The organism is Polynucleobacter sp. TUM22923, from assembly GCF_030295705.1.
Classification (GTDB): domain Bacteria; phylum Pseudomonadota; class Gammaproteobacteria; order Burkholderiales; family Burkholderiaceae; genus Polynucleobacter.
The window spans coordinates 1,523,475-1,538,527 of record NZ_AP027274.1 but is presented as its reverse complement, the minus strand read 5'-3'; the positions used below and the strand labels follow the sequence as shown (position 1 = coordinate 1,538,527).

The 15,053-nt window shown below is 47.5% G+C and carries 13 protein-coding genes; 3 read left to right on the top strand and 10 right to left on the bottom strand.

Translation table 11 applies throughout. The annotated features are described in order from the left end of the window. Positions 1-129: 129 nt before the first annotated feature. Together tgt and queA are read right to left on the bottom strand one after the other, a co-directional pair. Positions 130-1,287: a tRNA guanosine(34) transglycosylase Tgt gene (tgt, locus tag QUD86_RS07825; RefSeq protein ID WP_100379682.1), complete on the bottom strand. Its 1,158-nt coding sequence runs from the start codon at positions 1,285-1,287 to the stop codon at positions 130-132. Continuing rightward, complete coding sequence (gene queA / locus QUD86_RS07820; RefSeq protein ID WP_286296433.1) at positions 1,284-2,330, bottom strand: tRNA preQ1(34) S-adenosylmethionine ribosyltransferase-isomerase QueA; 1,047 nt, start codon at positions 2,328-2,330, stop codon at positions 1,284-1,286. The genes tgt and queA overlap by 4 nt, the downstream gene beginning before the upstream one ends. Before the next feature lie 30 nt (positions 2,331-2,360). On the opposite strand from queA, the gene recG reads away from it, so the two are divergent. Beyond that, the gene (recG, locus tag QUD86_RS07815) at positions 2,361-4,466 is read left to right on the top strand and encodes an ATP-dependent DNA helicase RecG (RefSeq protein WP_286296432.1); all 2,106 of its coding nucleotides are present in this window, start codon (positions 2,361-2,363) and stop codon (positions 4,464-4,466) included. Between the two features lie 10 nt (positions 4,467-4,476). Beyond that, on the top strand, positions 4,477-5,343 hold the full coding sequence (ubiA, locus tag QUD86_RS07810) for a 4-hydroxybenzoate octaprenyltransferase (RefSeq protein ID WP_286296431.1): 867 nt from the start codon (positions 4,477-4,479) through the stop codon (positions 5,341-5,343). 7 nt (positions 5,344-5,350) lie between these two features. On the opposite strand, the gene proC is transcribed toward ubiA, so the two are convergent. From proC to QUD86_RS07785, 5 genes are read right to left on the bottom strand one after another with little or no spacing between them, the layout of a single operon-like run. Further along, positions 5,351-6,229 (bottom strand): pyrroline-5-carboxylate reductase, encoded by an 879-nt coding sequence (gene proC / locus QUD86_RS07805; protein ID WP_286296430.1) that lies wholly within the window; start codon positions 6,227-6,229, stop codon positions 5,351-5,353. Further along, positions 6,226-6,951, bottom strand: coding sequence for a YggS family pyridoxal phosphate-dependent enzyme (locus tag QUD86_RS07800; protein WP_286296429.1), 726 nt, complete (start codon positions 6,949-6,951; stop codon positions 6,226-6,228). The genes proC and QUD86_RS07800 overlap by 4 nt, the downstream gene beginning before the upstream one ends. Beyond that, positions 6,948-8,228 (bottom strand): glycolate oxidase subunit GlcF, encoded by a 1,281-nt coding sequence (glcF, locus tag QUD86_RS07795; RefSeq protein WP_286296428.1) that lies wholly within the window; start codon positions 8,226-8,228, stop codon positions 6,948-6,950. The genes QUD86_RS07800 and glcF overlap by 4 nt, the downstream gene beginning before the upstream one ends. Positions 8,229-8,236: 8 nt before the next feature. Then, on the bottom strand, positions 8,237-9,403 hold the full coding sequence (gene glcE, locus QUD86_RS07790) for a glycolate oxidase subunit GlcE (protein WP_286296426.1): 1,167 nt from the start codon (positions 9,401-9,403) through the stop codon (positions 8,237-8,239). Next, positions 9,403-10,893, bottom strand: coding sequence for an FAD-linked oxidase C-terminal domain-containing protein (locus tag QUD86_RS07785; protein ID WP_286298718.1), 1,491 nt, complete (start codon positions 10,891-10,893; stop codon positions 9,403-9,405). Before QUD86_RS07785 ends, glcE begins: the two co-directional genes overlap by 1 nt. Positions 10,894-10,935: 42 nt before the next feature. On the opposite strand from QUD86_RS07785, the gene QUD86_RS07780 reads away from it, so the two are divergent. Next, the gene (locus tag QUD86_RS07780) at positions 10,936-11,505 is read left to right on the top strand and encodes a cob(I)yrinic acid a,c-diamide adenosyltransferase (RefSeq protein WP_286296425.1); all 570 of its coding nucleotides are present in this window, start codon (positions 10,936-10,938) and stop codon (positions 11,503-11,505) included. Positions 11,506-11,557: 52 nt separating this feature from the next. Here QUD86_RS07780 and QUD86_RS07775 read toward each other — a convergent pair whose 3' ends face one another. The 3 genes from QUD86_RS07775 to QUD86_RS07765 are packed head-to-tail and all read right to left on the bottom strand — an operon-like array spanning position 11,558 to position 15,053. Next, a complete protein-coding gene (locus tag QUD86_RS07775; RefSeq protein WP_286296424.1) occupies positions 11,558-12,682 on the bottom strand; it encodes a 3-deoxy-7-phosphoheptulonate synthase in 1,125 nt (374 codons plus the stop codon). A gap of 19 nt (positions 12,683-12,701) precedes the next feature. Continuing rightward, a complete protein-coding gene (tldD, locus tag QUD86_RS07770) occupies positions 12,702-14,192 on the bottom strand; it encodes a metalloprotease TldD (RefSeq protein WP_286296422.1) in 1,491 nt (496 codons plus the stop codon). 24 nt (positions 14,193-14,216) lie between these two features. Next, positions 14,217-15,053 carry a carbon-nitrogen hydrolase family protein gene (locus tag QUD86_RS07765; RefSeq protein ID WP_286296421.1) on the bottom strand — a complete coding sequence of 279 codons (837 nt, stop codon included), beginning with the start codon at positions 15,051-15,053 and terminating at the stop codon, positions 14,217-14,219.

The window sequence follows — 15,053 nt, the reverse complement described above, 5'->3', positions numbered from 1 at the left end:
ATCACTGATGGAAAACTGCTTTAGATTTAGGCTGATACAACACAGCCGTAAAGCCGCAATTCTAAACTGTATGGGGCTCTGAAGGCTGATTTAAGGTCAATTGAAGGTGCTTGTGTTGCCTAGGGGCCATTAATCCTGGCCAGGCTCAACGCCACGCTGGCGATTTCGATGAAATTCTTCGCGGTAGGCGCTAAAACGGTCTTTGGCTAGTGACTCACGAATCTCTTCCATAAGCTGCAGGTAGTAGGAGAGGTTATGGATGGTGTTGAGCTGAGAGCCCAGGATCTCATTGGCCTTTTGCAGGTGATTTAGATACGATCTAGTGAAATTTTGGCAGGTGTAGCAGGCGCAAGTGGGGTCAACAGGACGATCATCCTCTTTATAGCCCGCGTTTCTTAATTTTAGGTCGCCAAAGCGAGTAAAAAGCCAGCCATTGCGTGCGTTACGAGTAGGCATCACGCAGTCAAACATATCGATTCCTAGACTAACGCCTAGCATCAAATCCTCAGGCGTCCCGACACCCATTAAGTAATGGGGCATATGCTCGGGTAACTTTGGTGCCGTGAAGTGAAGGATGCGCTCAAATTCTGGTTTGGGTTCACCAACCGACAGTCCGCCAATGGCAATGCCATCAAAGCCCTGCTGACTTACGGCGTCTAGGGAAAACTCACGCAGGCTCTCAAACATACCACCTTGAACGATGCCAAACAAGCCATTGCCAGTTTCTAGCTCCCGAAATCGTTTTAAAGAGCGGTCACCCCAACGCAGCGACATTTCTAGTGAGGCTCGAGCTGTTTTTTCCGAGGTAGCCTGGCCTTTGACCTCATAAGGAGTGCACTCATCAAACTGCATCGCAATATCACTATTGAGTACCGCCTGTATCTCCATCGAGACCTCGGGGGACATAAATAACTTGTCGCCATTAATGGGGGATGAAAAAGTAACCCCCTCCTCAGAGATTTTTCTCAAAGCGCCCAAACTAAATACCTGAAAGCCACCTGAGTCAGTCAGGATGGGCTTATCCCAGCCCATAAAGCGATGTAAGCCGCCATGCTTTTTGATGACATCTAAACCCGGACGAAGCCAAAGATGAAAGGTATTTCCCAAAATGATCTGTGCTTTAGCTTCATTCAGGTCACGTGGAGTCATGGCCTTTACAGTGCCATAGGTACCTACAGGCATAAAGATAGGGGTTTGTACGCTACCGTGCGGAAGATCAAGTTGACCCAAGCGGGCTGGGCTCGCTGAGTCGCGGGCCAAAATATTAAAGTGAACGGGTTTGGTCATGTATTGGTATGGTTAAGGCGACTCAAGAACATGGCATCGCCATAGCTGAAAAAACGATACTCTTGAGAAATGGCATGTTGATAGGCATTGCGGATATTATCCACGCCAGCAAATGCGCTGACCAACATAAGTAAGGTCGATTTTGGTAGGTGAAAGTTCGTTAATAAGCAATCAACGGTTTTAAAGGTGAAGCCAGGGGTGATAAATAGATTGGTTTCACCGCTACTCTGCTGATTAAGTGCCCAGCTCTCCAAGGCTCTCAAGCTGGTGGTACCGACCGCAATGACTCTGCCGCCCTGGCGACGGGTCTCTTGGACGGTGGCTAAGGTTTCCGGTGGAATAGAAAACCACTCGTAATGCATCTGATGTTTGCTGAGATCTTCCTCTCGAACCGGGGTAAACGTGCCGGCCCCTACATGGAGGGTGACAGTAGCGACTTGGACGCCAAGCTTATTAAGCTCGAGCAAAATTGCCTGATCAAAATGAAGTCCGGCGGTGGGGGCAGCTACTGCACCTGGGTTTTTGGCGACAACTGTCTGATAGCGATTGGCATCCTCATCATTTGGCTGATGTTCAATATAGGGAGGTAAGGGAAGTTCGCCAAATTGCTCCAGCAAAGAAAAAATATTTTTTGGGAAGCGCACTTCATAAAATCGCCCATCATAAGCAATCATTTCGACGGGGAAGGTTTCTCCGGCGGCATTATGAATATGTACTATGGAACCCATTTTCGGAGCCTTGGAGGCCCTTACTTGAACCCAGGCTTGCTGATCACCAGTGATGCGTTCAATGAGAAGCTCAACATTGCCCCCCGTCTCCTTTTTGCCGTGCAGACGAGCGGGGATAACTTTAGTGTCGTTAAATACCAGTAGATCCCCAGGCTTAACCAGATCCAAAATATCCCGAAATTGCCGATCTACTAATTGAGCGGCATTTATTCCATCTAGCTTTACTTCTAGGAGGCGGCTGTCAGTTCTGTTTCCCAGGGGATGCTGGGCAATGAGATGGGGTGGAAGGTCGTAATTGAAGTCGGAAAGTTGCATGGCATTAACATCAGGTATTGGATTTTAAAGATGACGAATAAGCGACCGCCAACTGCACTCGAAAAAATGGGTTTAAACAGCCCTATGGCTCTTGCTTTGCACCTCCCATCCCGTTATGAGGATGAGACTGAGCTTTTCACAATTGAGGAAGCCTTAGGACTAGGCAAGTTTAATGCGATTCAGACCCAAGGGGTCGTTATTCGCAGTCAAGTCCTTTTTCGGCCCAGAAGACAGTTACTAGTTACGATTGAGGATGATACGGGCTCACTTGGGCTCCGCTTTCTCAATTTTTATCCTAGCCAACAAAAACAAATGGCAGTTGGAAGTCATATTCGTGTGCGCGGAGAGGTGCGCGATGGGTTCTTGGGTGCAGAGATGGTTCATCCGATTGTGCGTGCTGTAACTGCGGATGCGCCCCTGTCTGCGTGTTTGACGCCGGTCTATCCTGCCAGTGCCGGCTTATCCCAAACTATTATTCGTAAGGCGGTACTCAAGGCATTGCAGGATCCCAGTTTGAAGGAGAGCTTGGCTGAATTTTTACCCGCCAGCCTGACATCAGAAATTCTGCCGACTCGGGATTGGCCTCCTTTGCAAGAAGCGATTACATACCTCCATCAGCCCCCCGCAGATGCCAATACTCAGTCATTGTTAGAGCGCACGCACCCCGCTTGGCGTCGTGTGCAGTTTGAAGAATTACTGGCGCAACAAATTTCATTAAAGCGGGCGCACGCGATTCGTAGAGAAAGACGTGCACCTTGTTTCAAAAAGTTAGTCGCAATACGCAATGACGAAACGAATAATGATGGAGCAAGCGCATCAACGAGCATTGAAGAGGGTTTATTCAAGGTATTGCCGTTTGAGCTGACGGGTGCTCAAGCACGCGTATGGCGGCAGATAGGGAGTGATCTCTCAAATACTTTTCCAATGAATCGATTACTACAGGGCGATGTGGGTAGCGGCAAGACAGTGATTGCTGCTTTAGCAGCGGCACGCGCCATCGATCATGGATATCAAGCAGCCATTATGGCTCCCACAGAAATCTTGGCAGAGCAGCACCATCTTAAGATGCAAGAGTGGTTCGAGCCATTAGGTGTGAAGGTTGCCTGGCTCTCCGGAAGCTTGAAGGCAAAAGAAAAAAGATTGGCACAGGAAATGATTGAAAGTGGTGCTGCGCAATTAATTATTGGCACACATGCCCTCATTCAGGATAAGGTCAGTTTTTCAAAGCTGGGTTTGGCGGTCATTGACGAGCAGCATCGTTTTGGGGTTCGGCAGCGTTTAGAAATTCAGCAACGGGTAGGTTCAGAGTTATTTTATTGTCATCAATTAATGATGTCGGCAACGCCTATTCCGAGGACACTTGCGATGACATATTATGCTGATCTTGATGTTTCAGTAATTGATGAGTTGCCACCGGGTCGTAAGCCAATTACAACGAAGGTTGTCAAAGCTGCCCGTCGCGATGAGGTGATTGGGGGCTTGCATGATTGGTTAGCTAAAGGGTTACAGGCATATTGGGTATGTCCATTAATTGAGGAGTCAGAAGTCCTTCAATTGCAAACTGCTGTAGAGAGTTTTGAGCAGCTCACTCAGGCCTTACCTCATTTTAAAGTAGGCTTGGTTCACGGCAGATTAAAAAGCGAGGAGAAGGCTGCTGTGATGGCATCATTTAAGGCGAATGAAATTCAGCTATTAGTAGCCACTACAGTGATTGAAGTCGGTGTTGATGTTCCCAATGCAGCGCTGATGGTGATCGAACATGCAGAGCGCTTTGGCTATGCCCAGATACATCAATTAAGGGGGCGCGTAGGCCGCGGTTCGGCAGACTCCGTGTGTATTTTGATGTACGCAGAGCCACTGTCAATGGCAGCGAAAGAGCGCCTACAAACCCTAAGAGAAACTACGGATGGCTTTGTTATTGCAGAGCGAGACTTATCACTCCGTGGCCCTGGAGAATTGCTGGGAGCGAAGCAGTCAGGTGATGCGATGTTGCGTTTTGTAGACCTTCAGCGAGACGCTTGGTTAATTGAGTTAGCGCAAACAGCCGCTGATCGATTATTGGATGAGCATTCAGATTTAGTAGGAAGACATCTAGAGCGTTGGCTAGGGTCTCGCACAGAATTTCTGAAAGCCTGATAATTCTTTGATGAATCATTTCTGCTTACGACTAGTTGCTTATGCTCATTTAGTGCGCTTAGATAAGCCTATCGGAACCTTGCTTTTACTGTGGCCTACTTTGTGGGCGCTGTGGTTGGCTAGCGGGGGTCCACCGGATGTAGATGTACTAATCATATTTATTCTAGGTACATTTTTGATGCGTAGTGCTGGTTGCGCAATGAATGACTACGCTGATCGTGACTTTGATCGCTACGTCTTGAGAACGAAAGATCGCCCCATTACTAGCGGCAAGATTTCTGGAAAAGAGGCCTTGATGGTTGCCGCTATATTAGCGCTCCTTTCTTTTCTGCTGATACAAACTCTCAATCCGCTGACCAAAGTACTCTCTATTGGTGCTGTAGCAGTCGCCATTATTTACCCCTTTACTAAGCGTTTTTTAGCTGTTCCACAGGCAGTCTTAGGAATAGCATTTGGGTTTGGCATTCCGATGGCTTATGCGGCCGTACTGGGATTTATTCCGCTAGAGGCTTGGGTTTTATTTATCGGAAATATTTTCTGGGCGATTGCGTATGACACCGCTTATGCCATGGTCGACCGAGATGATGATCTGCGCTTAGGGCTGAGAACTTCTGCTATTACCTTTGGTCGATTTGATGTTCTAGCGATCGCGATTAGCTATGGGATCTTACTCATTAGCCAAATAGTAGTTGCGCAATTGACCCACTTAAATCATTACTTTTGGCTGGGATGGAGTTTGGCGCTAGTTTGCGCTCTGTACCACCTTAGACTCGTTTCATCCAGAAATCGCGCAGATTGCTTTCAGGCGTTTCGCCATAACAACTGGCTGGGCGGATTTTTGTTTTTGGGAATCGTACTAGGATTTGCTCTTAGCTGATCCTAACTTAATTCTGACCAAATTCATTACCCATGGCCTGACTGCGTTGATTAGCCGCGTGAATCGCTTTTTCAAGAGCACCTTGCCAGTCCAATTGTTTGAGAGCGTCAAGTGCTGCAGCAGTGGTGCCGCCTTTTGAGGTAACGCGCTCCCGTAGGATGCTAGCAGGCTCGTCGGAGTTGTGCGCTAGCTTGCTAGCACCTTCTAATGTGGCATAAGCTAGTTTGCGGGCGGTTATTGCATCAAGCCCCAGTTTTTCACCACTAGCTTGCAGTGCTTCCAAGAAAGCGAAAACATAAGCAGGGCCGCTTCCAGAAACAGCAGTAACTGCATCGATGAGCCTCTCTTCTTTGACCCATACGGTTTGGCCTACTGCATAGCAAATGGTTTCTGCGAGGGCGTGGTCAGTGGCACCTACAGAGGCATCCGCAAATAAACCGGTTATTCCTTTTCCAATTAAAGCTGGGGTGTTAGGCATGGCGCGGACACAGCAGTCGTGGTCAAGCCAGCGACTCATATCTTGAAGTCGGATACCAGCAGCAATACTCAAAACCAGAGGTGTAGTTGCTGGTGTAGCTGGAGATGCAGATGATGGTTTTAGTTTTGCACTTAATGTTTTTGCTACCACTGAAAAATCTTGTGGCTTGACGGCCATCACGACAACATTATTTTTTGAGAAATCTAATGCGATTTGATCCACAGCATCTATGACTTGAATTCCGAAGTCTTGTTGTAATTTTTGGCTTGTGACCGCATTTGCTTCGACTACCGAAAACTGATCAGTCCTAAACCCGCTCGCCAATAAGCCACTGATAAGAGCGCGACCCATATTGCCACCGCCAATAAAAGTGATGTGGGCATTTTGATTCATTGATATAGTGTTCATGCTGAGATCTTATCGCGCTTCCCGAAAATAGCACTTCCGACGCGCACGATTGTGCTTCCTTCAGTAATAGCGGCCTCTAAATCATCTGACATACCCATTGAGAGGGTATCAAAAAAGTCATAACCAAAATCTGCGATATGCATTGTTTTGATTCCAATAAAGCACTCCCTAACGGCTGCTAGTGCTTGACGTTGTTGGACAATATCTTTGCTAGGAGCTGGAATTGCCATGAGCCCCCTCAACACTAAATGGGGAAGTTTAGTAATTGCAGTACACAAGGCCTCTACTTCTTCTAGGGGTAGACCGCTTTTACTGTCTTCCTCACTCACATTAATTTGAACGCAAACTTGCAATGGTCCAAGGTTGGGGAACTCACCACGCTGCGCGGACAGACGTTCTGCAATTTTGAGGCGATCAATGCTGTGAACCCAATCAAAGTGTTCGGCGACCTCTCTTGTCTTATTACTTTGGAGTGGGCCAATAAAGTGCCATTCAAGCCAAGGGCGTAATTTAGCCAGTTGCTGAATTTTCTCAACCCCTTCTTGAACGTAGTTTTCTCCAAAAGCAGTATGTCCGGCGTGCATTGCCTCTTCAATTGCTCTTGCAGGGAATGTTTTGCTAACTGCTAGTAGCTGGATATCTTCCGGCTCCCTTTTTGCGGCTATTGCTGCAAGCTCTAACCTCTGCCTTACCAGCATTAAATTGTTGGTAATGTTGTTCATGATGAGGGGGTAGATTTTCGGGTGATCAACTGATCTACGATTTCTATCCAGTGCAATACTGGAGTGTCATCTTGCTGCAGGTGAGAGATACAGCCGACGTTGCCAGAAACAATGACTTGAGCACCAGATTCTTCACAGGCAGCCTGTAAGTGCGCCAGCTTATTTTTGCGCAGCTGATCGGAGAGTTCCGGCTGGGTCACTGAGTAAGTGCCTGCGGAGCCACAACATAGGTGGCTGTCTGCACATAAGCGCGCACCAATACCAATACTGGCTAATAGACCCTCTACTTTTCCTCGAATTTGTTGACCATGTTGCAAGGTGCAGGGTGGGTGGTATACGACGCCTGGCTTTGGATCCGCTCCGACGAGTGCTAGTAGCTCAGTCTGTAAAAGGGGAAGAATTTCAGAGATATCTTTGGTGAGATCAGAAACCTTTTTTGCTTTAGCTGCATATACGGCATCGCCAGCCAGTAGATGTCCATAATCTTTAGCCAAAACGCCGCAGCCAGAGGCTGTCATCACAATTGCCTCTGCACCCTTTTCTATCAGTGGCCACCAGGCATCGATATTTTGTCTGGCATTGTCTAGGCCGCCTACTTGATCATTTAAGTGATAGCGCAATGCTCCGCAACAAGTAGCATTTGGTGCGCTAATAAGTTCAATTTTTAGCGCATCTAATACACGTGCAGTAGCAGAATTAATATTGGGCAGCATACCCGGTTGCACGCAACCCTCTAGCAATAACATTTTGCGAGCATGCTGAGTGGTTGGTCTTGCATAGGGATCTGTATCGCTCGCTAACGCTTTATTTTTAATTTCAGGTACCTTACGCTTGATGCTACTTGGCATTAGGGGGCGCACTAAGCGACCAAGCGTCATCGCTGAGTTAAATAAAAGCGGGCTAGTCAAACCCTCTTTTAGGGCCCAACGAGTCAGTCGTTGTGAAAGTGGGCGTGGGGCAGTTTTCTCTTCCGCCCATTTGCGACCAATATCAATCAGATTGCCATACTGCACGCCACTAGGACAGGTACTTTCGCAGTTACGGCAAGTCAAGCAGCGGTCTAGGTGCAGACGGGTTTTTTCCGTAGGTGCCTGACCTTCAGCCATTTGTTTGATCAAGTAGATGCGACCACGTGGGCCATCTAATTCATCACCCAGAATTTGGTAGGTAGGGCAGGTCGCAGTGCAGAAACCGCAGTGAACGCATTTACCAAGAATTCGGGCGGCTTCAATACCATCAGCAGTATTGGCAAATTGGGGGGCGAGTTGAGTTTGCATGTAAGGGCTTATGGAAGGCGGTGAGAAGCAAATACACCTGCTGGATCGAATGCATTGCGCAGGCGCGCTTGAACAGCCTCTAGTGCAGCTGAATGGGCTTGTTCGCTCAAGAGGGTAAATCGTTGGTAGCTTGGATCCACATTGACACCCTGCTTGAAGCGGCTAGCATGTCCTCCGTGTGTATTAACAAGTACCTTGATGGTGGCAAAGGTCGCTTCATCACCAGGCGCTTTTAACCAGCGCTGTTGGCCGTGCCACTCCAGCACAATCTCATCTTGCATACCTGGCAGGGTGAGTGAGCCACAGGCTGCTGGTAGCGATAAACGATATAGCGTTTCATCTGGACCCAGATTAGTAAAGCTAGGTAATTGTTGTTCGCGTAGATGACGCCAGAACACTTGGGCATCTTCTGGGTCTAGTTCAACAGCATTTACAGCGGCACTCATTAAAGGAATCGCTGCTTTCACAGCAGCGGCTGCACCCGACAAACGAATCGTCAGCACACCCTCCTTATCTGACTTGGCTGAACCAATCCAGCAACTTGCTGCAAGGGGTAAAGGCTGGCCAGCCCATTGATTGGTGAGTTGCAAGGCATGTGCTTGTGTGACTGCGCACCGAAGCGTTGTTGTTGCTGCGGGTTTCGGTAACACCTTAACTGATGCTTCTAGTAAGAGGGATAGGGTGCCCATAGAGCCTGGTAGTAAGCGTGACACGTCATATCCAGCAACGTTCTTCATTACTTGGCCGCCAAAAGATAAGTCCTGGCCTTTGCCATCCATGATGCGCGCACCCAATACAAAATCTCGCAGATTGCCAGCGCTAATTCTGCCAGGTCCTGCAAGACCTGCAGCAATTGCCCCGCCAAAAGTAGCATTTTCACCAAAGTGTGGCGGCTCAAACGGGAGCATTTGATTCTTGTCCGTTAGAGCGGCCTCAATTTCTTTTAAGGGTGTGCCAGCGCAGGCAGTGATCACTAATTCTTCGGGTTGGTATTCCAGAATGCCGGAGTAGGGGCGCGTATCTAGCTTAGCAAATTGATTGTTATTTCCATACCAAGACTTAGTGCCACCACCTTGAATTGAGAGAGGTGTCTGCGTTTTAGCGGCGGTTAAAATTTGCTCACGAAATAATTCAATTTGTTTGATAGCAGCAGGATTAGAATTTTTACGCGGCATTAAAAGCGCTCCAACTCTGGATGGGGTAAATTGCCGCCACTGATTCGCATACGACCATATTCAGCGCAACGATTGAGGGTCGGGATAGCTTTGTCGGGATTCAATAAATGTTCTGGATCGAAAGCGCTCTTGACACCCCAAAATGATTCACGTTCACCTTCACCAAACTGTACACACATAGAATTAATTTTTTCAATACCTACACCATGCTCGCCAGTAATCGTGCCATCCAATTCAACACAAGCTTCCAAAATTTCAGTACCAAATTCCTCTGCACGATGCCACTCATCTTGATCTGCACCGTTAAATAAAATAAGGGGGTGCATATTGCCGTCGCCCGCATGAAATACGTTTAAGCAGGCAAGACCATATTTTTTTTCCATACCTTGAATACGCTTAAGTAGAGTAGCGATATGGCGACGAGGTATGGTGCCATCCATACAGTAGTAATCGGCAGCTAATCGACCGGCAGCGGGGAAGGCATTTTTTCGGCCACTCCAGAACTTCAAACGCTCAGCTTCATTTTGAGAAATCTGAATACCACTTGCGCCAGCTTGCTCCAGCACACTGGTCATACGTTCTATTTCTTCAGCAACTTCTTCGGGTGTGCCATCCGATTCACAAAGCAAAATGGCTTCCGCATTAAGGTCGTAACCTGCGTGTACGAATTCTTCCACTGCTCTTGTAGTTGCTTTATCCATCATTTCGAGACCAGCAGGAATAATGCCCGCTGCAATAATGGCAGCAACAGCATTGCCACCTTTTTCAATGTCGTCGAAACTCGCCATAATGACGCGTGCTAATTTTGGTTTAGCTACTAGCTTTACTGTAACCTCGGTAACCACAGCAAGCATGCCTTCGCTACCAATGACGACGGACAGTAAGTCTAGGCCTGGAGCGTCTGGCGCAAGACTGCCAAATTCCACAGCTTCACCATTCATTAGAAGACCACGAACACGTAAGATGTTGTGAAGCGTTAATCCATATTTAAGGCAGTGCACTCCACCAGAGTTTTCATTAACGTTGCCACCAATGGAGCAAGCAATCTGAGAAGAGGGATCCGGTGCGTAATACAGGCCTAGATGCGCAACAGCCTCAGAAATAGCGAGATTACGCACCCCAGGCTGAACTATTGCCGTACGAGTAAATGGATCAACCTGAATGATCTTTTTGAGTTTAGCTAGTGACAGAACTAAACCTTGGGATATGGGCATTGCCCCACCTGATAGTCCAGTTCCCGATCCACGCGGTACTACAGGGATTGCCATGGCGTAGCAAATCTTCAAAATTTGGGCAACTTGGGCCTCTGTTTCTGGCAAGGCAACGGCCAAAGGCATGCGCCTGTAGGCTGCTAAACCATCGCATTCGTAGGGAATCGTATCTTCAGGTTCCCAAAGCAGGGCATATTCTGGAAGAATGGGTCGCAAGGCTGCAACCAATTTGGATTGAAGGAGGGCGATGGCCGCGATGTCTGGGGGTGGGGTAACCATGTTCATAAGAATCATTTTAGCCATTTACTTATAATTAGTTCTATGGGAAATCGACTTTCAAAAATAGCCACTAGAACTGGCGATGCAGGTATGACCGGTCTTGGCGATGGCAGTCGCGTTGAAAAGGATCATTTGCGCGTCTGCGCTATGGGTGATGTCGACGAATTGAACTCTGAAATCGGGGTTTTAATGACCGAATCGATCCCTGAGGCCATTTCAGAGGAGTTTCACGCCCTATTTTTCCAGGTTCAGCACGACTTATTTGACTTGGGCGGAGAGCTTTGTATTCCCAACTACACATTGCTTAAGCCAGAGCAGGTGGCCCAACTTGATATTTGGCTGGAAAAATACAATGCTACATTGCCACCTTTGACAGAATTCATCTTACCGGGAGGTTCTCGGGCAGCCGCACAGGCACACGTTTGTAGGACGGTATGCAGGCGCGCTGAGCGATCGATTGTGCGCTTGGGACGGGAAGAGCCTTTGTATGATTCACCACGACAGTACGTAAATCGTTTATCTGACCTTCTATTTGTATTGGCGCGGGTACTGAATCGCGCTGCTGGTGGTGATGATGTACTTTGGAAGCACGAAAAAAAAGAGGCTAAATAAATTAGCCTCTTTCATGTATTTCTAAGCTGTAAGACTTAGCTTGTGAACTGCCTTATTTTTTTAGACTTCTACGATTCTTCACTGACAAGGCAAGTCGCTGTAATACATTAACTGAATCTTCCCAGTTGATGCAGGCATCAGTGATGCTTTGACCATACGCAAGCTTGCTGGGATCATCTTTTCCTGGTGAGAATTTCTGAGCACCATCTTTTAAGTGACTCTCAATCATTACACCAAAAATCTGATGTGAACCAGATTCAATTTGTTCTGCGATATTTTCAGCAACAACCATTTGACGCTCATGTTTTTTGCTAGAGTTGGCATGGGACATGTCTACCATCAAGCTAGCCGGCAGCTTTGCTGAAGATAACTCGGCACAAGCAGCTTGCACATATTGCGCTTCGTAATTAGGCTCTTTGCCACCACGCAAAATCACGTGACAGTCTTTATTACCCTTGGTTTCTACGATGGATACTTGACCATTTTTATGAACCGACAAAAAGTGGTGTGGACGGCTTGCTGCTTGAATCGCATCCGTTGCTATTTTGATATTGCCATCGGTACCATTTTTAAAGCCAATCGGTGCAGATAAGCCTGAAGCGAGCTCGCGATGAACTTGACTCTCAGTGGTGCGGGCACCAATGGCACCCCAAGAAATTAGGTCGGCAATATATTGCGGAGAAATGACATCTAAAAATTCACTACCAGCGGGCATACCTAATCGATTAATTTCCATCAATACTTGACGAGCCATACGCAGACCCTCTTCAATGCGATAGCTTTCGTCTAGGTATGGGTCATTGATCAAGCCCTTCCAGCCCACTGTTGTGCGGGGCTTTTCAAAGTAGACGCGCATCACAATTTCTAGTTCACCTGAAAAACGCTCTCGCTCTGCAAGTAGGCGTTGGCAATAATCTAGAGCGGCGTGTGGATCGTGAATCGAACAGGGTCCGATGATGACTAATAAGCGATCATCTTTGCCATGAATAATGTCCCGAATTTTTTTCCGGGTTTTGCTGATTAACGCCTCTGTTGGCGTTCCTGCAATCGGAAAGAAACGAATTAAATGCTCAGGGGGAGGTAGAACAGTAATGTTCTCAATGCGTTGATCATCTGTATCTGACGTTTTATCAACGACCGAGTACCAATTAGCGGGATTCGTATTTTGTTGGCTCATTGAGCTATTTTAAGCCGTATCAGGCAGTACCACCGACAGTTAGGCTATCAATTCGTAAAGTAGGCTGGCCAACGCCTACTGGAACACTTTGACCTTCCTTGCCACAAACCCCAATTCCACCGTCTAATTTGAGGTCATTACCGATCATAGAGACCTGTTTGAGGGATTCTGGACCGCTACCGATGATTGTGGCGCCTTTGACTGGATATTGAATTTTACCGTTTTCAACCCAGTAAGCTTCTGAGGCTGAGAAGACAAATTTACCGCTCGTAATGTCGACCTGGCCACCGCCAAAGTTGACCGCATAAAGACCGCGCTTGATGCTGGCAACAATTTCCTGGGGATCATCTTTACCCGCCAACATATAGGTATTAGTCATTCGTGGCATAGGTAGCGAGGCAAAGCTCTCGCGGCGGCCATTGCCTGTGAGGGGCATATTCATGAGACGGGCATTTAAACTATCTTGAATATAGCCTTTTAAAATGCCATCCTCAATCAAAGTAGTGCACTGGGTAGGCGTGCCTTCATCATCAATATTAAGTGAACCACGACGACCTGAGAGTGTTCCATCGTCCACCACGGTGACGCCTTTAGCAGCTACACGTTGACCAATGCATCCTGCAAATGCAGAGGAGCCTTTACGATTAAAGTCGCCCTCTAAGCCATGACCAACTGCCTCGTGTAACAAAACACCAGGCCAGCCTGGTCCCATCACTACGGTCATTGGCCCGGCGGGTGCAGGACGAGAATCTAAATTAATCAGGGCACCATCTACCGCCTCATCAACATACTGGTTAATCAAATCGGCATTGAAGTAATGGTAGTCATGACGGGCACCACCTCCAGATGATCCAGATTCACGTCGACCATTTTGTTCTGCAATTACATGCACTGATACGCGCACTAGCGGTCGTACATCGGCCGCTAAAAGCCCGTCCGCTCTTACCACCATGACAACATCAAATTCACCGGCAAGGCTCGCCATTACTTGAATGATGCGAGGGTCGCGGGCTTTAGCACGACGCTCAATGCCTTCTAACAAGGCAATTTTTTCTTGGGGCGCCAAAGAATCCAGTGGATTTAAATCTGAGTAAAGTTGATTGGAAACAGGGGTAAATAGCTTTGTAGCAACGGCTTGTTTACCTCCCTGTGGGCCTATAACTCTAGTGGATTTTGCTGCTTTGTTTAAGGCATCTAAATTAATTTCATCGGAATAAGCAAAGGCTGTTTTATCGCCGTAAATAGCGCGAACACCAACACCTTGATCAATATTGAAACTTCCAGATTTCACAATTCCCTCTTCCAGACTCCAACTTTCACTGCGAGTGTGCTGAAAATACAAATCAGCATCGTCCAATTGATGGGTAAACATATTCCCAAAGGTGCTGTGTAAGTCTTGCTCGGATAGTCCGGTTGGCTCGAGCAAAATAGACTTAGCCAGCTTAATAAGATCAGCTTGTTTTGTGGGTTTGGTCCAATCGCTTGGAAATAGTGCTTCCGGTGCTCTCATTTGTATTTGACTGAACTTTCTTTGTTAAAGCTTGCGATGTTGAAGTGCGGGTAATTTAGAGCGTACTTCTTTTAATTTATCTTTGCTGAGAATGCCCGTAATCAATCCGCTCCCCTCAGATAAATCACTTAGTACTGTACCCCAGGGGTCCACTAGCATGCTGTGCCCCCAAGTTCGCCTTTGATTAAGGTGAACCCCACCTTGTGCTGAAGATAGTACGTAGCATTGATTTTCGATGGCGCGCGCACGCAGCAAAATCTCCCAATGCTCTTTGCCAGTAGTGTAAGTAAAGGCCGCAGGAATAATATGGCAATCTACTTGGCCCATCTGCCGGTAAAGCTCTGGAAAGCGTAGGTCATAGCAAATACTTAATCCAAGGCGCCAATTAACTTGATTGATATTGATAGTGAGATGGCCTGGAGTATCGCCTGCTTCAATGGTGGCAGATTCCTCATAGCTTTCTTGCGCAGTCTGGAAGCCAAACAAATGGATCTTGTCATAGCGCGCAATTTGCTTTCCATGGGGGTCAAATACCAGTGTGGTGTTCAAGACTTTATTAGGGCTGCTAGCAACGAGCGGAAGAGTACCTGCAACTAAATACAGATGATTTTCTAGGGCGATTGCGGCAAGCCGTTCTTGAATCGGGCCACTTCCGAGTGCCTCGCGTGCATTGACCTTATCGGTATCTTTCAGCCCCATTAAGCAAAAATATTCTGGTAAGACTGCGACTTGGGCACCGCTTCTTGCCGCGGCTTGTACGAGGCCTTCTGCAGTCTTGAGATTCTCAGCGATATCAGGGGTCGACACCATTTGTACCGATGCCACTTTGAGTTCGGAGGTGTTCATTGAATCATTTTCCAT

Bases quoted from the DNA above. Each gene is read 5' to 3' on its own strand.
- glcF (WP_286296428.1), bottom strand. From the start codon at position 8,228: ATGCAAACTCAACTCGCCCCCCAATTTGCCAATACTGCTGATGGTATT.
- glcE (WP_286296426.1), bottom strand. From the start codon at position 9,403: ATGCCGCGTAAAAATTCTAATCCTGCTGCTATCAAACAAATTGAATTA.
- ubiA (WP_286296431.1), top strand. From the start codon at position 4,477: ATGAATCATTTCTGCTTACGACTAGTTGCTTATGCTCATTTAGTGCGC.
- recG (WP_286296432.1), top strand. From the start codon at position 2,361: ATGACGAATAAGCGACCGCCAACTGCACTCGAAAAAATGGGTTTAAAC.
- QUD86_RS07775 (WP_286296424.1), bottom strand. From the start codon at position 12,682: ATGAGCCAACAAAATACGAATCCCGCTAATTGGTACTCGGTCGTTGAT.
- QUD86_RS07765 (WP_286296421.1), bottom strand. From the start codon at position 15,053: ATGGAAAATGATTCAATGAACACCTCCGAACTCAAAGTGGCATCGGTA.
- tgt (WP_100379682.1), bottom strand. From the start codon at position 1,287: ATGACCAAACCCGTTCACTTTAATATTTTGGCCCGCGACTCAGCGAGC.
- proC (WP_286296430.1), bottom strand. From the start codon at position 6,229: ATGAACACTATATCAATGAATCAAAATGCCCACATCACTTTTATTGGC.
- QUD86_RS07780 (WP_286296425.1), top strand. From the start codon at position 10,936: ATGGGAAATCGACTTTCAAAAATAGCCACTAGAACTGGCGATGCAGGT.
- QUD86_RS07800 (WP_286296429.1), bottom strand. From the start codon at position 6,951: ATGAACAACATTACCAACAATTTAATGCTGGTAAGGCAGAGGTTAGAG.
- tldD (WP_286296422.1), bottom strand. From the start codon at position 14,192: ATGAGAGCACCGGAAGCACTATTTCCAAGCGATTGGACCAAACCCACA.
- queA (WP_286296433.1), bottom strand. From the start codon at position 2,330: ATGCAACTTTCCGACTTCAATTACGACCTTCCACCCCATCTCATTGCC.
- QUD86_RS07785 (WP_286298718.1), bottom strand. From the start codon at position 10,893: ATGGTTACCCCACCCCCAGACATCGCGGCCATCGCCCTCCTTCAATCC.